23 protein-coding genes are annotated in these 21,807 nt (G+C 73.1%); 9 read left to right on the forward strand and 14 right to left on the reverse strand.

What is annotated here, in order from left to right:
• Positions 1 to 202: 202 nt before the first annotated feature.
• A complete protein-coding gene (locus tag BS83_RS13155; RefSeq protein WP_037603922.1) occupies positions 203 to 844 on the reverse strand; it encodes an MBL fold metallo-hydrolase in 642 nt (213 codons plus the stop codon).
• 73 nt (positions 845 to 917) lie between these two features.
• Here BS83_RS13155 and BS83_RS13160 point away from each other — a divergent pair, with 73 nt between their 5' ends.
• On the forward strand, positions 918 to 1,400 hold the full coding sequence (locus BS83_RS13160; RefSeq protein ID WP_051943005.1) for a MarR family winged helix-turn-helix transcriptional regulator: 483 nt from the start codon (positions 918 to 920) through the stop codon (positions 1,398 to 1,400).
• Positions 1,401 to 1,636: 236 nt separating this feature from the next.
• Positions 1,637 to 2,794, forward strand: a complete 1,158-nt coding sequence (locus tag BS83_RS13165) for a serine hydrolase domain-containing protein (RefSeq protein ID WP_037603932.1) — start codon at positions 1,637 to 1,639, stop codon at positions 2,792 to 2,794.
• Here BS83_RS13165 and BS83_RS13170 read toward each other — a convergent pair.
• The 4 genes from BS83_RS13170 to BS83_RS13185 all read right to left on the reverse strand — a co-directional run bounded on the left by BS83_RS13170 (position 2,763) and on the right by BS83_RS13185 (position 7,154).
• The gene (locus BS83_RS13170) at positions 2,763 to 4,184 is read right to left on the reverse strand and encodes an MFS transporter (RefSeq protein ID WP_051943006.1); all 1,422 of its coding nucleotides are present in this window, start codon (positions 4,182 to 4,184) and stop codon (positions 2,763 to 2,765) included. The two genes, BS83_RS13165 and BS83_RS13170, sit on opposite strands and share 32 nt — an antisense overlap.
• Before the next feature lie 56 nt (positions 4,185 to 4,240).
• Entirely contained in the window at positions 4,241 to 5,167 is a 927-nt protein-coding gene (locus BS83_RS13175; protein ID WP_037603934.1) for a TauD/TfdA dioxygenase family protein, read from the reverse strand.
• Between the two features lie 180 nt (positions 5,168 to 5,347).
• The gene (locus BS83_RS13180) at positions 5,348 to 5,887 is read right to left on the reverse strand and encodes a TetR/AcrR family transcriptional regulator (RefSeq protein WP_232248258.1); all 540 of its coding nucleotides are present in this window, start codon (positions 5,885 to 5,887) and stop codon (positions 5,348 to 5,350) included.
• A gap of 124 nt (positions 5,888 to 6,011) precedes the next feature.
• A complete protein-coding gene (locus BS83_RS13185) occupies positions 6,012 to 7,154 on the reverse strand; it encodes an epoxide hydrolase family protein (RefSeq protein WP_037603939.1) in 1,143 nt (380 codons plus the stop codon).
• A 187-nt stretch (positions 7,155 to 7,341) separates the two neighbouring features.
• Here BS83_RS13185 and BS83_RS13190 point away from each other — a divergent pair, with 187 nt between their 5' ends.
• Entirely contained in the window at positions 7,342 to 7,989 is a 648-nt protein-coding gene (locus BS83_RS13190; protein ID WP_037603947.1) for a class I SAM-dependent DNA methyltransferase, read from the forward strand.
• A gap of 4 nt (positions 7,990 to 7,993) precedes the next feature.
• On the opposite strand, the gene BS83_RS13195 is transcribed toward BS83_RS13190, so the two are convergent.
• The 3 genes from BS83_RS13195 to BS83_RS13205 form a co-directional block, all read right to left on the reverse strand.
• Positions 7,994 to 8,371, reverse strand: a complete 378-nt coding sequence (locus BS83_RS13195; RefSeq protein ID WP_037603950.1) for a hypothetical protein — start codon at positions 8,369 to 8,371, stop codon at positions 7,994 to 7,996.
• 77 nt (positions 8,372 to 8,448) lie between these two features.
• Positions 8,449 to 8,763 (reverse strand): GNAT family N-acetyltransferase, encoded by a 315-nt coding sequence (locus tag BS83_RS13200; protein ID WP_157597167.1) that lies wholly within the window; start codon positions 8,761 to 8,763, stop codon positions 8,449 to 8,451.
• 73 nt (positions 8,764 to 8,836) lie between these two features.
• Positions 8,837 to 11,626, reverse strand: coding sequence for an ATP-binding protein (locus tag BS83_RS13205; RefSeq protein ID WP_051943007.1), 2,790 nt, complete (start codon positions 11,624 to 11,626; stop codon positions 8,837 to 8,839).
• A gap of 90 nt (positions 11,627 to 11,716) precedes the next feature.
• On the opposite strand from BS83_RS13205, the gene BS83_RS43890 reads away from it, so the two are divergent.
• Entirely contained in the window at positions 11,717 to 12,244 is a 528-nt protein-coding gene (locus BS83_RS43890) for a hypothetical protein (RefSeq protein WP_051943008.1), read from the forward strand.
• A 16-nt stretch (positions 12,245 to 12,260) separates the two neighbouring features.
• The gene (locus BS83_RS13215; protein ID WP_051943009.1) at positions 12,261 to 12,788 is read left to right on the forward strand and encodes a YceI family protein; all 528 of its coding nucleotides are present in this window, start codon (positions 12,261 to 12,263) and stop codon (positions 12,786 to 12,788) included.
• A gap of 55 nt (positions 12,789 to 12,843) precedes the next feature.
• Here the strand turns inward: BS83_RS13215 and BS83_RS13220 are convergent, their stop codons facing one another.
• Together BS83_RS13220 and BS83_RS13225 are read right to left on the reverse strand one after the other, a co-directional pair.
• Complete coding sequence (locus BS83_RS13220) at positions 12,844 to 13,533, reverse strand: cytidylate kinase family protein (RefSeq protein WP_037603954.1); 690 nt, start codon at positions 13,531 to 13,533, stop codon at positions 12,844 to 12,846.
• Positions 13,534 to 13,592: 59 nt separating this feature from the next.
• The gene (locus BS83_RS13225) at positions 13,593 to 14,588 is read right to left on the reverse strand and encodes an aldo/keto reductase (protein ID WP_037603956.1); all 996 of its coding nucleotides are present in this window, start codon (positions 14,586 to 14,588) and stop codon (positions 13,593 to 13,595) included.
• Between the two features lie 191 nt (positions 14,589 to 14,779).
• On the opposite strand from BS83_RS13225, the gene BS83_RS13230 reads away from it, so the two are divergent.
• Positions 14,780 to 15,388, forward strand: a complete 609-nt coding sequence (locus tag BS83_RS13230) for a dihydrofolate reductase family protein (protein WP_037603961.1) — start codon at positions 14,780 to 14,782, stop codon at positions 15,386 to 15,388.
• A gap of 39 nt (positions 15,389 to 15,427) precedes the next feature.
• Here BS83_RS13230 and BS83_RS13235 read toward each other — a convergent pair whose 3' ends face one another.
• The 3 genes from BS83_RS13235 to BS83_RS13245 form a co-directional block, all read right to left on the reverse strand.
• Complete coding sequence (locus tag BS83_RS13235; protein WP_084714926.1) at positions 15,428 to 16,402, reverse strand: magnesium transporter CorA family protein; 975 nt, start codon at positions 16,400 to 16,402, stop codon at positions 15,428 to 15,430.
• 342 nt (positions 16,403 to 16,744) lie between these two features.
• On the reverse strand, positions 16,745 to 18,862 hold the full coding sequence (gene ligA / locus BS83_RS13240) for an NAD-dependent DNA ligase LigA (RefSeq protein WP_408640995.1): 2,118 nt from the start codon (positions 18,860 to 18,862) through the stop codon (positions 16,745 to 16,747).
• A 71-nt stretch (positions 18,863 to 18,933) separates the two neighbouring features.
• Complete coding sequence (locus BS83_RS13245) at positions 18,934 to 19,395, reverse strand: NUDIX hydrolase (RefSeq protein ID WP_037603969.1); 462 nt, start codon at positions 19,393 to 19,395, stop codon at positions 18,934 to 18,936.
• 197 nt (positions 19,396 to 19,592) lie between these two features.
• On the opposite strand from BS83_RS13245, the gene BS83_RS13250 reads away from it, so the two are divergent.
• The 3 genes from BS83_RS13250 (at position 19,593) to BS83_RS13260 (ending at position 21,134) form a co-directional block, all read left to right on the forward strand.
• Positions 19,593 to 20,123 carry a DUF3592 domain-containing protein gene (locus BS83_RS13250; protein ID WP_157597168.1) on the forward strand — a complete coding sequence of 177 codons (531 nt, stop codon included), beginning with the start codon at positions 19,593 to 19,595 and terminating at the stop codon, positions 20,121 to 20,123.
• 164 nt (positions 20,124 to 20,287) lie between these two features.
• Complete coding sequence (locus tag BS83_RS13255; RefSeq protein WP_232248261.1) at positions 20,288 to 20,638, forward strand: hypothetical protein; 351 nt, start codon at positions 20,288 to 20,290, stop codon at positions 20,636 to 20,638.
• A gap of 58 nt (positions 20,639 to 20,696) precedes the next feature.
• A complete protein-coding gene (locus tag BS83_RS13260; protein WP_051945346.1) occupies positions 20,697 to 21,134 on the forward strand; it encodes a ribosomal maturation YjgA family protein in 438 nt (145 codons plus the stop codon).
• A 35-nt stretch (positions 21,135 to 21,169) separates the two neighbouring features.
• On the opposite strand, the gene BS83_RS13265 is transcribed toward BS83_RS13260, so the two are convergent.
• Complete coding sequence (locus tag BS83_RS13265) at positions 21,170 to 21,493, reverse strand: putative quinol monooxygenase (protein ID WP_037608836.1); 324 nt, start codon at positions 21,491 to 21,493, stop codon at positions 21,170 to 21,172.
• Positions 21,494 to 21,807 lie beyond the last annotated feature (314 nt).

Genomic DNA, 21,807 nt, shown 5'->3' on the forward strand with positions numbered 1-21,807 from the left:
TCGTATCAGGCTGATCGACGGCGGCCGGGTGGCACGGCTGAAGACAAGCTCTTCCACGGCAGGCCAGGGTACGCGTGGTCGGTTCAGGCCACCAGAGCTCGACACCGCGTCACACAGGCTTTCCCGACTCCGGGTTGGCCGTGCACGCCGGCCCAGGAACCGCCCGGAGCCGCCCGGAGCCGCGCAGAGCCGCCGCCCGGGCTCAGACCGTGACGCTCTCCCCCACCGGCACGAGCGTCAGGGGTACCTCCGTCAGCATCTCCGGGCTCAGGATCCGGGCGGTCGACTGCTGTCCCAGGGGGCTGAGCATGAGCTCGTGGATCTGGATCAGGTTCCCCGGGGCGACCTCCCGGACGTAGTCGACGGCCTCGCCGAGCTTCGTCCACGGGCCGCTGGTGGGCAGCAGCAGGGTCTCCACCCGGGCGTCGGGCACGTGGTAGGCGTCGCCGGGGTGGTACAGACGGCCCTCGACCAGGTAGCCGACGTTGGTCACGCGCGGGATGTCGCGGTGGATGGAGGCGTGGAGCTCGCCGAAGACCGCGACGTCGAACCCCGCGACCGCGATCCTGTCCCCCGCCGCGACGGCGGTGACCTGGCCACGGCGCGCCGTCCACCGTTCGACCACCGATGACGGGCCGTAGACCCGCAGCTCGGGCCTCGCCTCCAGGGACTTCGCGATCAGTTCCTCGTCGAAGTGGTCGAAGTGCTCATGGGTGATCAGCACGGCATCGGCGGCGGCCACCGCCTGCGCGGCGTCGGGGGTGAAGGTGCCGGGGTCGATGACGATCCGTGCCCCTTGCCGGGCGAGGGAGACACAGGCGTGCGCGTGCTTGGTCAGTTCCATCAGAACGTCCTCTCCGAGCATATCTACAGGCTGGACTGTACAGCTGAAACTGTACACCTGGTAACCTCGGCCCATGCCCACGCAGCCCCGGCCCTCCCCCGACGGCCTCGCGGCCGCCCTGCGCATCACGGTCGGCAGCCTGGTCCGCGCCACGCGTTCCTCCGATCGCCTGGCCCCGATCCCGGCCACCGTCCTCGATCTGATCGACCGGCAGGGACCGATGACGACAGCCGAGCTGGCGGCCGGACGCGGAGTGCGGCACCAGACGATGGCGGTCACCGTCAAGGAGCTCACCGAGGCGGGCTACCTGGCAGCCGGCCCCGACCCGGCCGACGCGCGCAAGCGGATCCTCGCGCTGACGGCCGCCGGAACCGACGCGCTCGAGACCGACCGCCGCGACCGCGTCAGCCTGCTCGCCGGGGCCATCGCCGCCGGCCTGACCGAGGACGAACAGCTCGTGCTGGCGGAAGCCCTCCCCGTGCTCGACCGGATCGCGGCCACGCTCGCCGAGGGCGGGCCCTCGCTCGACCGCGGTCCCGTCACCGGAGCCTGGTGACACCGGACGGAGCCCGCGCCGGTGGCGAGGCCCGCGCCGCTTCGGCCGACTCGGCCGGTTGGGACGGCTCGGCCGGCTCGGCCGGCTCGGCGATGGTCCCCGTCGTCAGGTGCCGCAGGCGGGTGAGATGACGGCGCGGAGGTTTTGGCGCACGCGGGCGCGGTGACGTTGCAAGCCGAAGTCCGCCCGCCCGTGCTGACGTCGGCTCTCCCCGGGAGCCGGGAGGCAGGAGTCCCATGCCGCTCACCCGTCGGCGGTCCGCCGCGATCGCCGCGATGACCGCTCTCTGCTGCGCCCTGACGGCCGCCGCCCCCGCCCAGGCCGGGCAGCCGCAGAAGGACCAGCGCCTGCAGCGGCTGCTGGACGCGCTGGTGCGCCAGGCGGGCGGCCCTCCCGGGGCCATCGCCGTGCTGAGGACGGACGGGCGGACGGTCGTCGTGCGCGCCGGCGAGGGCGACGTGCGGACCGGGCGGCCGCCGCGGATCGACGACCATATGCGGGTCGCGAGCGTCGCCAAGACCTTCAGCGGCGCGGTGGCCCTCGCGCTCGTCGACTGCGGCGAGCTGAGCCTGGACGACACCATCGCCGAGCGCCTGCCCCAGCTCCCGGCGCGCTGGGGCAAGGTGACGCTGCGCCAACTGCTGCAGCACACCAGCGGACTGCCCGACTACAGCCGGGCCCCGGCGTTCGTGGACATTCTGCGGAACGATCCGCACCACCGGTTCGACTCCCGGCGCCTGCTGGACTTCGTCGCCGACAAGCCGCTGGCGTTCCCGCCGGGCAGCCGCTACGCCTACTCGAACTCCGACAACATCGCCGTCGCCCTGATGGCCGAGGCGGCGACCCACCAGCGCTACGAGACGCTCCTCAAGCAGCTCGTCTACACGCCGCTCGGGCTCGACGCGACCAGCCTGCCGTCCGGCTTCACCCTGCCCCTGCCCTACCTCCACGGCTACGCCACCACCCCGACCGGGCCGGAGGACGTCAGCACCGAGTTCGGCAACTCCGGCGTCTGGGCCTCGGGCGGCATCGTCTCGACGCCGAGAGACCTGAGTCTCTTCATCGGCGCCTACGCGGGCGGCAAGCTGATCTCACCCGAGGTGCGGCGGCAGCAGCTCACCTTCGTCGACGGCAGCTCCGAGCCGCCGGGGCCCGGCCGCAACGAGGCGGGGCTGGCGATCTTCCGCTACACCACGCGCTGCGGCGTGGTGTACGGCCACAGCGGCAACACCCCCGGCTACACCCAACTCGCGGTCGGCACACCGGACGGCCGCCGCTCCATGACCTTCTCGGTCAACGCGCAGATCACCCCGGGCACCGCGCCGGCCGTCTTCACCACGATGCGCGCCGTCGAGGAGGCCTTCACCTGCGCGCTGCTGCGCGGCAACGCCTGACGCCCACCGCCTGCTCCCGGGAACTCCTCGTCCGCAGGCGGAAGGCGTCGCGCGCGGGATCGACGAGGAGGAGCGCGGCCAGGCCGCCGAGCAGGAGCAGGACTCCGGTGAGCAGCACAGCGTGGCGGTATCCGGCCACGCCCTGCATGTCCACCAGAGCCCCGGTCAGCGTGGGCGCGATCAGCCCCGCCGTGGTGGCCACCGCACTCGTCAGACCGAGCGCGCCGGCGCGCCGCCCCGCGGGCACGAACTCGGCCACCGTGGTGACCGAGATGTTCACCATCACCCCGGCCAGACCGAAGCCGGCCACCAGCAGCGCGACCGCGACCGGGCCCCGGTGTGCGCCGGACAGGCCCAGGCAGCCGAGGGCGGCGACGAGGAGAGCCACGCCGCCGACCCCGGCGCGGGCCCACCGGCTCGGCACTCCGCGGCGCAGCAGTCGGCCGGTCACCCCCGCCTGGGCCAGCATCACGCAACCCGTCGCCGCCCAGACCAGGGCGATCACGCCGGCGGCGGAGGCGGAGGGATAGCCGAGTCCGTCGTGCAGGTAGGAGGGCAGCCAGACCAGCGTGAGCGCGGCGGCCCAGTAGGTGCTGAAGTAGGCGGCCGTGATGCCGATCCAGGTCCGAGTGCCCAGAATGCGCCGATAGGAGACGACGACCGGCGCCTGTGACAGCGCGTCGGCCTCGGAGGCAGCCTCGGGACCTGCCTTCGGGGGTGCCCCGGGCACGGTGGCGGTCGCGGTCCCGGTCGCGGTCCCGGTCCCGGTCGCGGGGAGTGCGCCTTCTCGTCCGAAACAGCTCCACAGCACCGCCCACAGGACACCGGCGACGGCCACCGTGCCGAACGCGGAGCGCCAACCGTGGTGGCCGACCACCCAGGTCAGCGTGGGAGCGGCGACGACGACGCCCAACGTGGTCCCCATCGAGATCAGCGCCCCCGGCAGGTTGCGGCGACGGTCAGGGAACCAGGTGAACGCGGTGTGCTGGGCGATCGGGAACGCCGGTCCCTCCGCTGCGCCCAGCACGATCCGAGAGGCGACCAGCAGAGTGAAGCCGGCTCCCAACGCCATCGGGAGTTGGGAGGCGGACCACACCGCGGCAAGGACCAGCAACAGCCGTCTCGGGCGGAGCCGGTCGGCGAGCAGCCCCATCGCCCCGCCGCTCAGCGAGAACAGCAGGAAGAAGGCGCTGTTGGCCAGACCGAAATCGGTCGCCGACAGTCCGAGGTCGTGGCGGATCGGATCCGCGGCGAGCCCCAGCACGGACTTGTCGGCGAAGTTGACGACCATGAAGGCCACGAGCAGGGCGGTGACCCCCCAGGCGCGGCGCTGCGGAGGGGACGTCGACGGCCCGGTGGGGACGAGGGGCGCGAGTTCGTTGTCGATCACAGTGACTCCGGCATGCCTGCTGCCGATCGGCAGGGAACGTGGGAGGTGGGAACGGCTCAGGAGAGCGGCACGCCGGCGATCGCGATCCGCTCCATGACGCGGCGCCGGGGGTAGTAGTCACTGACCGCGTAATGCTGGGTGGCGATGTTGTCCCAGATCACCACGGAGTCGGGCTGCCAGCGGAAGCGCACCTGATACTCGGGAATCCGTGCCTGCAGGGCCAGTTCGTTGAGCAGGTCACGGCTCTCGTCGTCGGGCAGACCGACAATGCGGGTGGTGAACGGCTCGTTGACGTAGAGCAGCTTCCGCCCGGTCCGCGGGTGGCGCACGACGACGGGGTGCTCCACCGGCGGCAGCGTCGCCCGCAGCGCCGCGACCTGCTCGTCCGTCATCGTGTGGCCCCAGGTCGGCAGCCAGTCGTGCACGGCGGTCAGGGCCTCGATGCGCTGCTTCGTCGCGTCGGTGAGGTTGTCGTACGCGGCGTACATGTCGGCCCACATGGTGTCGCCCCCGGCGGCCGGCACTTCGACCGAACGCAGCACGGAGCCGAGGGCGGGCGCGGCCATGAAGGAGTGGTCGCTGTGCCAGATGTTCTCCCTGCCCACCGCCATGGCGTCCTTCGCCAGCCGGGAGACGCCGACCACGTTGCCCCGGGGGAAGAACGGGTTCGGCTCCGGCTCGCCCCATACGCCGGCGAGGGCCAGGTGCGCGTCGGTGTCGAAGGAGTGCTGACCGGGGAAGAAGATCACCTTCCACTCCAGCAGCGCCTGCCGCAGCTCGTCGGCGAGCTCCGCGTCGATCGGGGCGGAGAGGTCGACTCCGGCGATCTCCGCACCGATGTGCGGGGTGAGCGGGGAGAGCCGCAGGGTCCGGTACTCGACCGCGGGCGCGTCGGCGGCGGTGCGCTCCAGGGTGCGCCGCCCGTGGTGGTAGAGCGGTTTGTCGATGACGGGCCGTCCGGGGATCGGCAGGGTGGTGGTCATGGGGGTCCTCCCTGAGGCGCCAGAAAATTCGTTACCGGCAGTATCGATATTAGGGCGACCGAGGACAAGGGCCCGGAACGAGAAAGTGGAAAGCGGGCGCGTCAGGTCAGGAGCCCGGAGAAGGCGAGGTGAGCAGGCGGCAGGAGCGAACCGGACCGGGAGCGGACAGGACGCAGAAGCTCAGGGGGCGACGCAGACCGCGCGGGCGACCAGGTCGACGAGGTCGTCGACGAAGTGCTCATCCGGTCGCTCACGCTCCCCCAGCAGGCGGAACACCAGCGGGCCCGCCACCAGCGTGGCAGCCGACCGGACATCGACGTCGGCACGGACGTCGCCCCGGGCGATCCCCCGCTCGAGCACGCTCCGCGTCTCCGCCATGATCCGCTCGGAGTACGCCGCGTACGGCGCGCGCGAGGTCGGATCCTGAGCCGCCCGCATCAACTCCGCCAGCAGCCGATCCGTACCGGGCCGCCGGTACGCCTCCAAGCGCGCGGAGAGGATCTCCCGCAGTTCGTCGCGGAAGTTGCCGAGGTCCGGCACGCTGAGAGTGCCGATCCGACTCTCCGCCGCCGCGATCACCAGATCCTGCTTGGTCGGCCAACGCCGGTAGATCGCGGGCTTGCTCACTCCCGCGCGTGCGGCGACGGCATCCATGGTGACGGCGGCCATCCCCTCCTCGGTGACCATCTCGATCACCGCCCCGAGGACGGACGTCGTCACCCGCTCCTCCCGCGGCCGCCCCGGGCCCCGCTCCGCCTTCCCCGCCTGTCTGCCGACCACCCCCCGAGCATACGGGCCCGCCGTACACCGAACCGGCCGACCCGCGCTCGATGCGCGTCCGCGGTCATCGCACGCCGGGGAGGACGTCGCCCGGGTCGGTGAAGAAGTCGGCGATGTCGCCTGCGAGCAGGTCCGGCACCTCGGCCGCCGCGAAGTGACCGCCGCGCGGGAAGACCGTCCAGCGCCGCACCTGGTAGAGCCGCTCGTACCAGGAGCGTGGCGGTTCTCCCTCGGGGACTAACTCGTTGGCGAAGACCGCGATCGCGGTCGGTACCCGCACCAGGTCATCGGGCCCGAGGGCCGTGCCGTGCCAGCGGTTGTCGTAGTAGTCGCGCAGGGACGAGGTGATGGAGTCCGAAGCCCACCAGACGGTCAGCATGGTGAGGAGCGCGTCCCGACCGAACGTGGCGTCGAGGTCGCCGTCGCTGTCCGACCACGCGCGCCACTTGTCGAGCACCCAGGCGGCCAGACCCGCGGGCGAGTCGCTCAGTCCGGATCCCAGCGTCTGCGGCCGGGTGGACTGCACCGCGCTGTATCCGCGCTCGGTCGCGTCCCAGCGGGCCACGTGGTCGACGTAGGCGTGTTCCTCGGGCGACAGCGGCGGCGCGCCCGGGCCGGTGTACGGGGACATCTCCGCCGTGCTGAGGTGGACGCCGATCATCCGGTCCGGCTCTGACAGCGCCATCTGCGTGGCGACCCCGGCGCCGAAGTCACCGCCGCAGGCGCCGTAGCGCTCGTATCCGAGACCCTGCATGAGCGTGTGCCACAGGTCGGCGACGAACGCACGGTCGACGCCCACCCGGGGTGGGCGCTGCGAGAAGGCGTAGCCGGGCAGGGAGGGCACCACCAGGTCGAACCGGTCGCCGAGGCGGTCGACCAGGCCGAGCATCTCCACGAAGGTGCTGGGCCAGCCGTGCGTCAGCACCAGCGGAATCCCACCGCCGTTGGCCCGGTGATGCACGAAGTGGATGCGTACGCCGTCGATCTCGGCCGTGCGGTGCTCGTAGCGGTTGAGCGCGCGTTCCTGCGCCCGCCAGTCGAAACCGTCGGCCCAGTAGGCCAGCAGGCCTTGCAGGTAGTCCCGGTCCACCCCCTGGCTCCACGGCTCTCCGGGCGCCGCGTCAGGCCAGCGGGTGCGCAGGATCCGCTCGCGCAGGTCGTCCAGGACCGCATCGGGCACGAGGATGCGGAAGGGCTCAACGTGCATCCGCCGATGATAGGCAGCCGACAGCGTCCAGTGGTTCGTCTGCCGCTCCGCCGATCGGGTGACGCACGATCAGGCGCGTTCGCCCGCCCCCGGCGAGGAACTCGCGGCGCGGTGTCCCCCGTGCGTGAGTGCCCCGCTCCGCCGATCGGGCCCCGCCCGTGTCAGTGAGGTCGGCTAGATTCCCCGGATGGTCGAACTCAACTCCCTCCCCGTCACTCGTGACGCCTACGACGCCGTCGCCGCGCTCTATGCCCGGAAGTTCACCGACACGCTGAGCGACCGGCCGCTGGAGCGGGGACTGTTCGCCGCGTTCGCCGAGTCCGTGCACGCCGGCGGTGGGGGCGAGGTTGCGGACCTGGGCTGCGGGCCGGGGCACATCACCGCTCATCTGAGGCGGTTGGGGCTGCGCGCCTTCGGTGTCGACGCGTCGCCCGCGATGATCGCGCTGGCTCGGGAGGCCAACCCGGAGCTGCGGTTCGAGGTGGGCTCGATGGCGTCGCTCGACATCCCGGACGGCGCGCTGGGCGGAATACTCTCGCGGTTCTCGATGATCCACGTCCCCCCGCAGGACCTCCCGACCGTCGTCGCGGAGTTCGCCCGGGTGCTGGCCCCTGGGGGCCTACTGCTGATCAGCTGCTACGCCACCGACGACTCCGCGATTCCGACGCAGTCCTTCGACCACACCGTGACGACGGCCTATCGCTGGTCGCCCGATCGCCTCGCGGAGCTGCTGCGGGACGTCGGCGTGAGCGAGACCGCCCGCGTGCTGTGCGAGCCGAAGCCCACCGACAAGCGGCAGTTCCAGGAGCTGCAGTTGCTCGCGGCCAGGAACTGAGGCGTCACGCCATCCAACGGGCTGCGGCCTCGTAGGTCGTGGCGGGGGTGCTGTTGAAGGCGATGGCCGCGTCGGGCGCGTGGCGCCGGACGAGGTTGACCACCTGCTCCAGGAGTTCGACCTGATCGTCGGAGTGCCGCAGGCCGCCGCCGATGGTCACGCAGGCCCACGGATGACGCCGCAGCGCACGCCCGACGAGGGCTTCCACGTCGTCGCTCCCGTCGAGGCCGATCAGGCAGGTCTCCGCCTCCACGCCGTGTGCGGCGAACGTGGCCAGCCCCGCTTCGATCGCCCTGGCCACCGGCTCGGGATCCCACGGCCCGGGCACCCGGTACGGATCGAGCCCGATGACGAGGACGCGGGGCGGGTCGGCGGTGTCCATGGGTGGACGATACGCGCCGAAGGGTCCGTGCTTCAGGAGCGAACACGCAGAGCGGGCGGCTCCCCCGCTCTCCCCCGCTACGCGTCCAGGAGCGCTTCGAGCACGGCGGCGTCGGCTTCGACGCTGACCAGGGTGTGGTCGGGTTCGTAGCCGAGCGCGGCGTTCACCCGGATCATGTGGGTGTTCTCCGGCGCCGTCATCGTGTGCACCTGCTCCAGTTCGGGCAGGTCCGCGGTGAGTCCGCGCATCATGGCGGACTTCATCGCCAGGCCGAGCCCGCCTCCCCGGAAGTCCGCGATGACGGCCGTGTCCCCCTGCCGGCAGCGGGTCCGCTGTTCGGCGTCGAGGGCGATCTCGGTGAAGCCCGCCACCGTCCCGCTGCGTTCCTCCACGGCCACGACGTAGCGGTGCGACTGGCCGGCCCCCCACCGATGCCTCTCGGGCTTCGGCGGGCACACCCCGGAGTCAGCGTGGGCGGCCGTCGTCCGCAGGGCTCCCGGTGCCCGGGAAGCGTCTGATCAGCTCGGCGCGGTTGGCGCAGCCGCGCTTGGCGAGGATGCTGCGGACGTGGCTCTCCACCGTCCGCTCGGACAGGACCAGTTCGTCGGCGATGCGGCGGTTGGACCAGGCCTGGACGACCAGATGGGCGACCTCGCGCTCGCGCGAGGTCAGCGGGTCCGCGTCGGCACGGCGCGCGGCCAGGCGGCCGACCAGGGCGAGGGCGCGGGCGGCGTGGCCGGGCATGTCCAGGCGCTCGGTCGCGGCCAGGGCCCGGTCGGCGAGGACGGCGGCCTCCTCCGGTTTCCGCTCGGCCAGCAGGGTGGCCAGGTCCAGGCCGGCCAGGGCCGCGTACGGTCTGGCCCCGAGCGCGAGGTTGCGCTCGATCGCCTCCCGGAGCAGTTCCTCCGCCTGCTCGGGCCGGCCCGCGACCGCGGCGAGGCGGCCGAGCTCGCGGCTGACCGATCCGGTGAAGTAGGCGGTGGACCCGCCGATCGCACCGGGATAGCGGCGGAACAGGACCAGTTGGCCGAAGGCGGCGTCGGCGGTCTCCGCGTCGTCGAACGCCTCGACCAGGTCGGCGACGGGCAGGACGACGGCGGCCCAGGCGAGCGCGGTCATCGGGACGGGGAACAGCCGGCGCAGCTCCCCGAACGCCTCACGGGCGTCGTCGAGGCGTCCGGCCAGAAGGAGCGCCTGGGCCCGCTGCGCAAGGATCAGCGGGATCCGCGGGGCGCCGTCCAGCGCGGCGAAGATCTCAGGTGGCATCTCGGCGGCGTCGCCCCGGACCAGCGCGAGTTGCTGGCAGGTCACGTAGTGCATGGCGACGGCGGTCTCGTCGCCCCCGGCCCGGGCGAGGGCGGTGCTTCCGGCGTTCCAGCGGCGGACGTCGTCGAAGCGTCCCTCCAACTGTCCGCGCGCGACGCGGACCCGCAGCAGATGCCACTGGATCACGGGCAGCGGGACCCGTTCCGCGATCGCCTCGATCGCGGCCAGCGCGTCCGCGACGACCTCCCGACGGCCCATCAGCCACCCGGACTGGAGCCGCCATTCGTGCCCGAGCACGGCGGCCAGGGGGTCCTGGAGCGCATCGGCGCGGGCCGCGCTCAGCTCGCCGAGCCGTAGCCTTTCGGGCACGTCGTCGGGGTGCGGCAGGGTCATCTGCCGGGCTCGCGCGGCCTCCAGTTCGGCGTGCGGGTCGCCGCAGCGCTCGGCCAGCGCGAGGGCTTCCCTCGCTGCCTCGACCGCCTCAGGGGACAGCCCCGACTCCGCGGTCACGGTCGCCAACTGCGCCAGCAGCCGGGCCCGCACCGCCTGCGTCAGCCCCTGCTCCGCGAGCGCGGCGCGGCACAGCCGGGCGATCACGTCAGAAGCCTGCGGAAACGTGACGCCCTGCACCACCAGGGCCGCCTGTGCCAGTACTTCGGCGCGCTCCTCGCCACCGGAGGTCGGGGCGACGTGTCCGGCGGGCGGTGCCAGCGCGGCGGCGGCTTCGCAGGTCGTGAGGGCGTCGGAGTAGTGGCCCGCCAGGTACTCGGCACGGGCCAGCCGCAGCAGCGCGGCAGCGCCGGGCGGGTGGGCGGCGTCGGCGAAGTGGCGGGCGGCGTCGGCGAAGGCGTGGCGGGACAGGGCCAGTTCCGCCGCCGCCGTGGACCATCGGCTCGCGGCCGCGGCGTGCTCCGGGCCCGCGTGGCGCCAGTGCGCCGCGATGCGGCCCGGCTGGGCCGCGGCCGCGGGCGTCGTGGACAGCACCTGCGCCGCCGCACGGTGCAGGGCCCGCACCGTCGCCGGGTCGGCGCGACGGGTGATCTCCTCCCGGACCAGGTCGTGCCCGAAGCGGTAGGCCGGCTCCGCCGTGGAGCCGTCCGCCGTCAGCACGCCCGCCTGCCAGGCCGCCGCGAGCGCCGCGCTCACCTCGGACACGGACAGTCCCCGCACGGCCGCGACCGTGCCCGGGTCCAACCGGTCCCCCTCCGGCTCGCCGCCCAGCACCGCGGCGGCTTCCAGCACCGCCCGCTGCTCGCCGCCCAGCGGGCCGAGCAGTCCGCTGACCACGGTGCTGAGGTCGCCGGGGTCCGCCCCGCGCCCCAGGGCGGTCACCAGCAGCGGCAGCCCGCCGGTCCTCCGGTGCGCCCGGGCCGCCTCCGCCGCTCCGACGAAACGGGCGATCTCCGCCTCGGTGAACGGCGCGAGCCGCAGCGTCCGCGCCCCCAGCCTGGTGATCTCCGCGAGCGCCGCGGCCTGCTCCTCCGGCGCCGGCTGGCGGTAGGTGCCGAGGACGAGCAGCCCGTGCTCCCCTGCCGAGGCGGTCACCTGCCGCAGCAGGTCCAGACTCGCCGCGTCCGCCCAGTGCAGGTCCTCGAGCAGGACCACCAGCCCGCCCTCGGTCGCCCGAGCCGCACGGCCGAGGGCGGCCGCCATGTCCGCGAGCTCCGCCCAGCGGGCGGCCGCCGCCAGCCTGGCGTCCCCGGACCCCGGCATCGGCGCGGAGACGGCAGCGGGAGCGGTGACGCCGGCCGACCGCAGGGCCTGCCGCCACGGCCAGAGCGGCGGCGCGGCGGCGTCCCGTGGACAGTGACCGCGCGCCACCGGCCGCTCGCGCGGACTCAGGGCTTCCGCGACGAGCCTGCTCTTGCCGATCCCCGCCGGTCCCGCGACCAGGGCGACCGCGTCCTGTCCGGCCCGTGCGGAGGTGTCGAGAAGCCGGCCCAGCTCGGCCAGCTCCGCCCCACGTCCGACGAAGTCGCTGCTCTGCACCTCCGCAGTATCGCGGAGCGCCCGGGTTCAGTGGGGGATTCAGTGGCGGCACGGATGTGGGGACCGTCCCCCGGGCGCGACGGTTGGACCATGACCGCCATCTACCTCTCCGAGGAAACCCTTCCCGACGCCCATCCGGTCCACGAGGACTGGGTCGAGCGGGCGCTGGCACAGCTGGCCGGCACGGAGTGCCGGGGCGCGCTGATCGGTCGCCCGTTGACGCGCGGGCCCGGCGTGCTCATCACGCTGCGCGCCTCGGGCTCCTACGAGCTGCTGCAGCAGGTGGCCGGGAGCGCACCGGGGCGTCCAGCCCACTACGCCACCGTTCTCGTCTTCGAGGGTCCGCGCGACGCGGCGCGGGCGGCTGCGGAGGAGCGCGCGTCCACCGCACGTCTGACGCCGGCGACGAGCGCCGTGCCCGGCGTCGTCGCGACGCTCCGCGCGCGCCGCGCGGACAACGGGGTGCTGGTCGTGCTCCTGGCGGAGTCCGTCGAGGCGCTGGACGAGGCCTCGCGCGCCGCCCTCAGCACTCCGCTGCTGCCCGGCGAGGACCCGAGCCTGCTCGCCGGCCCCGACCGCATCGACCTGTACCGCCTGGTCCACGTGGACCTGCCCTGAAAGGAGCACCGCCATCATGACCACCACCGACACCGACCGCCTCGCCACCGGCAGTTGGCGGCTCGCCCCCGAACACAGCACCGCCCGCTTCACCGCGGCCAACTTCCTGTTCCGCCGCGTCCCCGGCACCATCGCCCTGCGCACCGGCACCGCCGTGGTCGGCCCGGACGGCGTCCCCTGCGGCGCCTCGGCCGAACTGGACCCGGCCTCCATCTCCACCGGCCACGAGCGCCGGGACGGAGATCTGCGCGGCAAGCGCTTCCTGCGGGTGGCCCACTTCCCCGCGATGGGTTTCCGGGCCGACCGGGTCGAACCGCAGACCGACGGCACCTTGCTGGTCCGTGGCCGCCTGACGGTCGCCGACACCACGGCCCCGCTCGACCTGACCGCGATCGCCCACCCGGCATCGACCCAGGGTCGACGATCCGTCACCGCCACGGGCCGGCTGGACCTGCGCACGGTCGGCATCCGGGTTCCGGCCTTCCTGGTCGGCCGCATGATCGACATCTCCGTCGACGCCACGCTCCTGGCCCCGGAGACGTGACCGGTTCCCGGAGCTTCGGCGCGCGCCGGGAAGGAGTTTTCCTCCCGGGAGGTCGTCACCTCCCGCGTGGTCGGACGTCCCAGGTCGGCCGGTCGAGTCGGTCGTTGTGCACGACGATGTCGGCGTGGTCGGTCGGACGCGCCGTGGCGAAGTAGAGCTGCTGGGAGGGGATGTAGCGGTCGCGCCAGGACCGTTCGATGTCGGCCGCGTCGGCGGAGCCGGCCGGGGCCCCGCCCCGGTCCTTGGCGCGATCCACCGTCCGTTCGAACGGGACGGACACGAAGATGCGCAGGTCCCAGCGGTCGATGAGTTCCGGCCGCAGCAGGAAGACGCCGTCGAAGAGCAGGACGGCATCGGCGGCGGCGGTCATGGCGGGCGGGAACGACGGGGTGTCGGCGTCCCGGTCGAAGACGGCGCAGCGGACCCTCCGGTCTCCCCCGGGCCCCAGCGGATCGAGCAGGACCCGGCACAGCGCCGCGCGGTCGTGGGCGTCGAAGTAGCAGCCTTCGGCCGAGTACTGGCCGCGCCGGTAGCGCTGCGCGCGGGGGAAGAGGAAGTCGTCGATGCCGGCCCGGATCACCTCGCGGCCCCGCGCGCGCAGGACGACGGCGAGCTCGTCGGCCAGCGTGGTCTTCCCCGAGGCGGGCGGCCCGTCGACGGCGACGCGCAGCGGGTGCGGGGTCGTGACCGAACCGATCGCGTCGACCAGCCGGTCGATGAGCCGGCCGCGGGTGCCTTGGTCCATTGCTGCCCCTTCCACCAGTCTCTCCTGTGCCCCGCTGTCAGCTTGCGTCCGACGCGGCCTCAGGACCAGGGCAGCGCCGCGCGGGTGCGCCAGTAGGTGTCGGGGCTCTCGGCGAGCGGGGCGAGCTCGGCCAGGTCGTCCGGGGTGGGGGTGAGCTCGGCGGCGGTGAGGTTGGAGGCGAGCTGCTCCGGACCTGCGGCTCCCGAGAGGACGAGGTCCGCCCAGGGCTGGGCGGCCGCCGCGGCGAGGGCGAGGGCGTCGGGGGCGGCGCCCGTGCGGGCGGCGACGGAGCGCAGGGCGGCGGTGTCGGGTCCGGTGGCGTTGCGCCCGGCGAGGCGGCCGTTGGCCATGGCCTCCTTCACCACGACCAGCCACCCGGCCGCGTACGCCTCGGCGAGCGCCGGCGCGGCGGAGGTTTCGAGGAGGTTCCAGGTGGCCTGCACGGCGCCGAACAACGGTCGCCCGCCGACGGTGACGCGCAAGGCGGCGCGGAGGGCCTCGGCCTGCCCCGGTCCGCTGGTGGACAGCCCGACCCGGACGCCCTCCGCGGCCAGCGTCGCCAGCCGGGCGTGCAGGGCCCGATCGGTGAGCGCGGGGCTGTCGGGGGTGACGGAGTGGACGAGGTAGACGCCCAGGTGAGCGCCCAGCCGGTCCCGGGTCTCGGCGATCTGACGGTCGAACACCGCCGCCGAGTGCTCCTTGACCTCGTGCGCGGGCACGCCGCTGGTGCGCCAGTCGGCGGTGTAGGTGTAACCCCACTTGCTGCCCACCACGACGTCGGCGGCCGCCTCGGGGCGGGCGGCCAGCCACGCGCCGAGGAACTCCTCGGCGCGGCCGTAGGAGCGGGCGGTGTCGAAGTACCGCACGCCTGCGCCGTAGGCGCTGTCGAGCAGGGCGTGCGTGCGCTCCCGCAGCGCCGCGACGGTCCGCTCGGCCGGGAGGTCCAGCTCACGCCCGAGCGTGATATAGCCGGGGCGCCCGACCGCCGCCGTACCCAGGCCGAACCGCCGGACCGGGGAGTCGAAGGGACGGTCGAAGGGAGGTACGGCGGGCATGGCGGGTTTCCTCTCGGCGGATCCGTCGGACGATCACCGAATCTACCCAGGAGCCGATGCGGCAGCGCTCCAGCGGCCTCTTCCGCCGGCGTCAGGAAATCCGCGAAGCGGTGTCGGATCGGGGCGGCGCTGTTCGTAGCTGAGGTGAGGCCGCCGACCAGGGGCGGCGCCGGGACGGAGGAACCACCATCGTGAAGCTGACGACCATGACCCAGGTCACCCTCGACGGAGTGATGCAGGGAAACGGCGCCGCGTCGGACGACCGCAGGAACGGATTCGAGCGCGGCGGATGGGCCCGGGGAAAGGGCGACGACGGGACCAGGGCGTTCATCACGGAGACCTACCGGCGCGCCGAGGCGTTCCTGTTCGGCCGGCGCACCTACGAGCTGTTCGCCGGCTCCTGGGGCTCGGTCGAGGCGATGCGCGCGCATCCCATCGGCGTGGCCTTGAGCCGGGCTCCGAAGTACGTCGCCTCGACCACCCTGACCGCGTCGCGCTGGGAGGACACGACCGTCCTCCGGGGCGACCTCGCGGCGGCGGTCGGCGACCTGAGGGCCGAGCCCGGGGGCGAGCTGCAGGTGCACGGCAGCGGCGTGCTGACCCGCTGGCTGCTGGCGCACGGTCTGGTCGACGAGATGACGCTGATCACGATCCCGGTGATCGTCGGCCAGGGCGCACGCCTGTTCCCGGGGACCGGCCCGGATCTCGCGCTCGACCTGGTCGAGTCACGGGTCGACGCGAAGGGCGTGACGATCCAGGTGTTCCGGCCTGCGGGGCGCCCGCGGTACACGACCGACTGAGGTCCCGGCCGGCGAAGACGTGGGCCGCGGGCCGGGTTCTCAGATCCAGTCCTTGCGTCTGAAGACCAGGTAGAGCAGGACGGAGACGACCACGATGATCACCGTGGACGTCCAGAAACCCACGGCACTGCTGAAGCCGGGATAGGGCACGTTCTGGCCGTAGAAGCCGGTGATCGCGGTCGGCACGGCGATCACCGCGGCCCAGCTGGTGACCTTCTTCATGATGAGGTTCATGCGGTTGCCCTGGACCGACAGATTGGTCTCCATGATCGAGGTCACCATGTCGCGCAGGGACTCGGTCCACTCCGTCGCGCGCAGCACGTGGTCGTAGATGTCCTGGTAGAAGGGCTGCATCGGCTCGGGGACCAGGTGCAGGTCGCGCCGCAGGAGACTGTTGACGACCTCGCGCATCGGCAGCACGACGCGGCGCAGCCGGGTGAGGTCCTTGCGCAGCGCGTAGGAGGAGCGCTGGACGGTGTCGATCTGCGCGCGGCCGTCGTCGAAGAGCAGGTCCTCGAGCGCCTCGATCCGGTCGTCGAGCTCCTGGACGGCTCGGAAGTGACCGTCCACGACGACGTCGAGCAGTCCGTGCAGCAGGAACGCCACCCCGTGGGACGCGAGTTCGGCGTTCTCGTCCCAGCGTGTCACCACCTGCGCGATGTCGAACTCGTCGCCGGCCCGGACGGTGATCAACGCGTTGGGCAGGACGAAGACGGACATCTCCACCGTGTTCAGCTGTCCGGGTGAGCTGCTCGGGCGGACGGCGTAGACGCTGAGGAACACGTGGTTGGGGTACCGGTCGAGCTTGGGCCGCTGGTGCGCGTGCCGGGCGTCCTCCACGGCCAGTTCGTGCAGGCCGAGCTCGTCCTCGAGTATCCGGAAGTCGGCGGGCGTCGGCGCGCACAGGTCGAGCCAGGCGGTGACCGCGGGTGAGTCCAGATGGTCCGCCACCTCCTGCACCGGAAAGCCCTCGCTCACCAGCCGGCCGTCGCGGTACAGGCGGGTCCTAGCCACGGCGGGCACCTCGCAGGGTCCGTCGGGGCCCGGCTTGCCCGACGCGGGGAGCGCGCTGAGACACAGCTGTTCCTTCCTGCCGCCGATGTGGTCGTCAGCGTCTTCCCCGTTGCGGCCCCCGGCACACGAGGATCGGCGTGCAGGCCCGGCTGCTTCTCCGGATGGCCTGATCCGACAGATCCTGGTCGTTGCGGCCATGTCCGAACGGGCGGAGCAGGAACACCACCGCCTCGCCCGCCTCGACGCCGCCGGACGCCTCGCCACGCGCGGCGCGTGACGCGCCGTTCGCCGTGCCGGACCGCCCCGGATGCCCGAATTCGGCCCGCCCGAGCGGTCGCGCCGTCAGCCGAGAAGCCCGGCCAGGCGCTCCGCGAGCTCCTCGGGGGTGATGATCTCGATGCCCAGCGCCTCGGCCTTCTCCCGCTTGCTGCCTGCCTTCTCTCCGGCGACCACGAGGTGGGTGCGGGCGGAGACGCTGGAGGACGCGCGGCCCCCGGCGGCGGTGATCAGTTCGGTCATCTCGGTGCGGGAGCGGTCCGCGAGAAGCCCCGTCATCCCGCCCGTCACCACGACGGTCATCCCCGCCAGCGGCAGCCCGCTCCCCGCGTCCGGCGCAGTGGTCCCGGCACCGCCGTCGGCGTCAGCGTCCGCGGGGGCGGGGGGAACGAAGCCGGGCTGGTCCATGTTCACACCCGCGGCGACGAGCTTGTCGACGAGCGGCGCGAGATCGGCCAGTTCGGCCACGATCACCGGAGCCTTCTCGCCGCCGATGCCGTCGACCTGCTCCAGGGCGACCGCGTCGGCGTCCCGGACGGCCTGCATGGAGCCGAAGTGCGCGGCGATGCGCAGCGACATGGAACGGCCGGTGCCCAGCACGCCGAGGGCGCAGAAGACGCGGTTCAGCGGCTTGGCCTTGGCGGCCGCGACGGCGGCCATGAGGTTGTCGGCGCTCCTGTCGCCCATGCGGTCCAGGGTGAGCAGTTGGTCGCGGGTGAGGGTGAAGAGGTCGGCGAAGTCCTCGATCATCCCCTTGTCGACGAGCTGCACGATGATCTTCTCGCCGAGTCCGTCGATGTCGAGCGCGTCGCGGGCGACGGCGTATCGGATGGCCTCGACCTGCCCGCAGGCGCGTCCGCGCGCGCAGCGCCAGCGCTCCTGACTGCGATCGATGTCGGCGCCGCAGCGCGGGCAGACCTCGGGGAAGGCGATGGGCTGTTCGTCGCCGGTCCGCAGGCCGGCGACCGCGCCCTCGACGCGGGGGATGACCTCGCCCGCGCGGTAGACGATGACGTGGTCCCCGAGCATCAGGCCGCGGCGGGCGATGTCGGCGGGGTTGTGCAGGGTGGCGTAGGTGATGGTGGTGCCGGCCACCTCGACCGGGTCGAGGACGGCGCGCGGGGCGATCACGCCCGTACGGCCCACGCTCCACTCCACCGCGCGCAGCACCGTGATCTTCTGGGCCGCCGGGAACTTGAAGGCCGTCGCCCAGTGCGGGGTGCGGGAGCCCGTCCCGGCCCGCTCCTGGTCGGCGGGATGGTCGGCCTTGATCACGGCCCCGTCGAGTTCGAAGTCGAGCTCCGCACGCAGGGCGCCGATCTCGCGCACCCGCTCCGCGACCTGCTCCAGGGTCGCGCAGGCCCGGGTGGCGACGGGGGTGCCGGCCGTGGTCCCCAGCCCGAGGGCCGCGAGGCGGGCGATGAGCTGGGTGTGGGTGAGGGCCGCGAGGGTCGGGTCGCTGGTGTGCTCGGCGTCGGTGAGCGCGGCGTAGGCCAGGAAGGTCTGCTCGACCCGGTAGGCCCGGTCCTTGGCGCGCAGTGAGCCCGAGGAGGCGTTGCGGCGGTTGGCGAAGGCCGTGGCCCCGTGCGCGGTCCGCGTCTCGTTCGCGGCGGCGAACTGGGCCTCCGTCATGAGGACCTCGCCGCGGACCTCGATCGTGACCGGCTCGGCCAGGGCCGCGGGCAGGCCGGTGATGTCCTCGACGGCGTGGGAGACGTCCTCGCCGGTGGTGCCGTCGCCCCGGGTGACCAGTTGCACCAGCCGGCCCTCGCGGTAGCGGGCGGCCAGGGCGACCCCGTCCAGCTTGGGCTCCACGGCCCAGCCCGCCACCGCTTCGCCGTCCAGTCGCCGCTCCAGCGACGCGGCCCATGCCGTCAGTTCCTCGTCCGAGAAGACGTTGCCGAGGCTGAGCATCCGCACGGCGTGCTCGACGTCGCCCGTGGTCACGCCTCCGCCGACCTGCCGGGACGGTGAGTCGTCCGCGATCTGCCCGGGGTGCGCGCCCTCCCAGGCGGTGATGCCGCGCAGCAGCCGGTCGTAGTCGTCGTCGTCCAGTCCCGACTCGCCGGACCCGTAGTAGGCGTCGGCGGCCTTGCGCGCGTGCGCGACGGCATCGAGGTAGGCGGCCTCGTCGGCGAGGTCGACGGCGGGCGCAACTGCGGAGGGCTTCGTCATGCTGATCATTCTGTCGACCGCCACTGACATCCGGGCTCCGGCGCCGAGCCGGGCCCCGAGCCGCCGCGCGCGCCTGGTGATCACTGGTCGGTCGCGCGCATCTCCGACTGCTCGATCAGGTGGACGAACTCGCCCTGCCGGTCGGCCAGTAGACCCGCGGCCCGGTGCAGCGGGACGAAGCGGCACCGAAAGGCCATGCCGTGGTCCTCGTCGTCCGCCGATCCCCCGACCGTGTGGATCCAGCTGTCGCGGGACTCGCTGGTCCATGCCTGGAAGAACACGGTGACCCGGGGTCGGCCGGTGTGCGGATGCGGGCGCTGCTGTACGGCCAGGGCGGCGCCGAGCGTGACGGCGGAGACGCCGGTCTCCTCGGTGATCTCCCGGCGGACGGCGTCGCTGAGAGGCTCCCCGGCGTCCACGCCCCCGGCCGGCACCTGGGTGCCCGCCTCGGGGTGGTCCCGGTGATCGAAGACGAGCAGTTCCCGGCCGCCGGGACCCTCGCGGGTGACGTAGGCGGCGACTCTCACGCGCGCGGCTGGCATGCGGTCATCCTTCCACGCGAGGGAGCGGCGGTCCGCGGTCACGCGGCTACGGCCCCGGGACGGGTGGAGGGCCCGTCCCGAACCGGTGTGTGAGCGGACGTCAGGCGTGAACCGCAACCGATCGGGGTCGGCGGTCTCGCGCGAGCCGGGGCGTGGTGCTTCAATCCAGCCTGGCCGGCCGACCCGGGGAGGGGCACGTGAGCGACGGCGACAGGACGACGGAGACCGATGCGGCGCAGGTACCGACGCCGCCGCCGAGAAGGCCCGGTGACGATCTGCGGGGGAATCCCGTGCTGGCCGGGCTCGGCTTCGGGATCATCGGCCCGGTCTTCCTCGTCCTCGGCATCGTGTACACCCATGAGGCACTGGCTGCGCGCGACGACTACGCGCACGCCCACCCCGTGACGGCCAGGGTCGTGTCCGCGCAGTACGTGAAGGCGGACAGATCCGAGGCCGAGAGGATCGTCGTCGCCCTCGACGGCTCCGGGGCGACGGTGACGATCGACGACGTGGCCTCGGCTCCGGACCATCTCGTCCCCGGTCAGGCGGTGGACGTGCTCACCTCCTCGGCCCGGCCGGGTCACGCGTTGTTCGCCCGCCAACTCGGCTGGAGCAAGCTGATGCTTCCGGTCGCGGGGATCGTGGCGGGGGTCGGCGCGCTCTGTGCCTTCGTCCGGTGCGCCGTGGAGACGCGGCGGCTCATCCGTCGGCACCGGCAGGCGGTCTGACCTCGCGGTGGCCGGGTGTCCCGCGGGTCGTTCTTCCGGGGGCCACGTCTGCCCCGACCTCGGAGGCGCCTGCCGGATAATGACCGGGGCCGCACGCCGACTGCGTCCGCGGCACCGATCGATCGAGAGGCAGAGGACGGATGACCCTGGAGGAAGGCCGACGCGTGAGGCTCGCGGAGGACCTCGCGATCGGCGAGGCGGTCGCCGGGGAGCCCGGGGCGGTCGTCGGGTTCCTTGCGCTCGGGGCCGGGATCGAGGGCACCGTCGAGCGGGTGGACGGGGAGCTGCCGGAGAGCGAGGAGGTCCGCGAGTACGAGCGGCTCAAGGCCCTGTTCGACGGCTACGGGCACGCGATGCCGGAGGCGAGCCGGAAGCGGTTGGAGGAGGAGATCGCCCAGTTGGAGCCGGAGTGGGCCGCGCACCGGGAACGCGGCAGCCGGGTGACCGTCCGGGTCCGGTGGGACAACGGCTTCGTGCTCGACGGGGCGCACGAGGACGTCCTCACCGCGCTGTGAGGGGGACAGCCACCTGCCGCTGGTCGGCCTCGCGCGGCGCCCGTGCAGAATGGCCGACATGAACGATCATCAGGGCGACGGGCGCCACCGGCCCACCCGGCTCGCCGCAGCGGGGGCGGCAGCCGTGACGATCGGCGCCGGGCTCGGGATCAGGGCGGTCGCGAGCAACGCGGTCACCAAGTACGCAGGCGACGCGCTCTACACGGTGATGGTCTACACGCTGATCGTGCTCGTCGCGCCCCGGGCGAAGCCCCGGTGGGTGGCCGGGGGCGCACTCGCCTTCAGCACGGCCGTCGAGTTCTTCAAGTTGAGCGGCGTGCCGGGCGATCTGGGCCGGCACAGCACCGCCGCCCGCCTCGTCCTCGGCACCACGTTCAACCCGCCCAACCTGTGCTGGTACGCCGTCGGCGCCGTCGTCGCCTGGCTCGCCCACCGGGCGTCCACGACGACGGCCACGACCGCGGCGGCGCAGGCCGAACCCGAGCCTTCCAGGTAGGGCCCCGGCCCACCTGCCGCGCGCACCGCGCGAGGTCAGTCGATGACGAGCTCGCCCATCGCGCTCCAGCCGTCCGCTCCCGGGATCGTGGTGCTCACGATGTCGGGGGTGCGGCTCAGCAGCGGACGCATCGCCTCCAACCCGGCGCGGAAGTGGTCGGAGGTCACGTGCGCCTCGCCGGCGCCGTCCTGGAAGGCTTCGACCAGCACGTAGGTGTTCGGGTCCTCGATGCTGCGCGACCACTCGAACCACAGGTTGCCGGGTTCGTTCCGGGTGGCCCGCGTGAACGCGGCGACCTCCTCGGGCCACCGCTCGGCATGTTCGGGTTTCACGGAAAGCTTCACGACAATAAAGATCATCCGGCTGCCCTTCGCACTGGTCCGCGCCAACGTCCCGATCCGCCGCGCCGGACGGCCGGGATCTCGTAGGCGAGGATCTCACGGGGCGGCCACGCCCACGTGGAGCCGCGTTCGGCCCGCCTCGCAGGGCGCCCGGCCGGGCCGGACCGATGCAGTCGACCGATCGGATGATATCTGTCCCACACGCCGTCATGAAGCGGACCGGTCAAGGGGCTTCCGCGCCCGCCGCGCATACGATGCTGCCGCGAGAATCCGACTTATCGGATATATCAGGCTCGCACTCCTTTCCTCTCCTGAATCGGCGGTGTGCATGA

The organism is Streptacidiphilus rugosus AM-16 (genome assembly GCF_000744655.1).
GTDB classification, from domain to species: domain Bacteria; phylum Actinomycetota; class Actinomycetes; order Streptomycetales; family Streptomycetaceae; genus Streptacidiphilus; species Streptacidiphilus rugosus.

Coding starts and splice junctions, on each gene's coding strand:
- BS83_RS13215 (WP_051943009.1), top strand. CDS start 12,261: ATGACCACCACCGACACCGACCGCCTCGCCACCGGCAGTTGGCGGCTC.
- BS83_RS13225 (WP_037603956.1), bottom strand. CDS start 14,588: ATGCCCGCCGTACCTCCCTTCGACCGTCCCTTCGACTCCCCGGTCCGG.
- BS83_RS13175 (WP_037603934.1), bottom strand. CDS start 5,167: ATGACCACCACCCTGCCGATCCCCGGACGGCCCGTCATCGACAAACCG.
- BS83_RS13160 (WP_051943005.1), top strand. CDS start 918: ATGCCCACGCAGCCCCGGCCCTCCCCCGACGGCCTCGCGGCCGCCCTG.
- BS83_RS13165 (WP_037603932.1), top strand. CDS start 1,637: ATGCCGCTCACCCGTCGGCGGTCCGCCGCGATCGCCGCGATGACCGCT.
- BS83_RS13260 (WP_051945346.1), top strand. CDS start 20,697: ATGAACGATCATCAGGGCGACGGGCGCCACCGGCCCACCCGGCTCGCC.
- BS83_RS43890 (WP_051943008.1), top strand. CDS start 11,717: ATGACCGCCATCTACCTCTCCGAGGAAACCCTTCCCGACGCCCATCCG.
- BS83_RS13245 (WP_037603969.1), bottom strand. CDS start 19,395: ATGCCAGCCGCGCGCGTGAGAGTCGCCGCCTACGTCACCCGCGAGGGT.
- BS83_RS13190 (WP_037603947.1), top strand. CDS start 7,342: ATGGTCGAACTCAACTCCCTCCCCGTCACTCGTGACGCCTACGACGCC.
- ligA (WP_408640995.1), bottom strand. CDS start 18,862: ATGATCAGCATGACGAAGCCCTCCGCAGTTGCGCCCGCCGTCGACCTC.
- BS83_RS13155 (WP_037603922.1), bottom strand. CDS start 844: ATGGAACTGACCAAGCACGCGCACGCCTGTGTCTCCCTCGCCCGGCAA.
- BS83_RS13185 (WP_037603939.1), bottom strand. CDS start 7,154: ATGCACGTTGAGCCCTTCCGCATCCTCGTGCCCGATGCGGTCCTGGAC.
- BS83_RS13195 (WP_037603950.1), bottom strand. CDS start 8,371: ATGGACACCGCCGACCCGCCCCGCGTCCTCGTCATCGGGCTCGATCCG.
- BS83_RS13220 (WP_037603954.1), bottom strand. CDS start 13,533: ATGGACCAAGGCACCCGCGGCCGGCTCATCGACCGGCTGGTCGACGCG.
- BS83_RS13265 (WP_037608836.1), bottom strand. CDS start 21,493: ATGATCTTTATTGTCGTGAAGCTTTCCGTGAAACCCGAACATGCCGAG.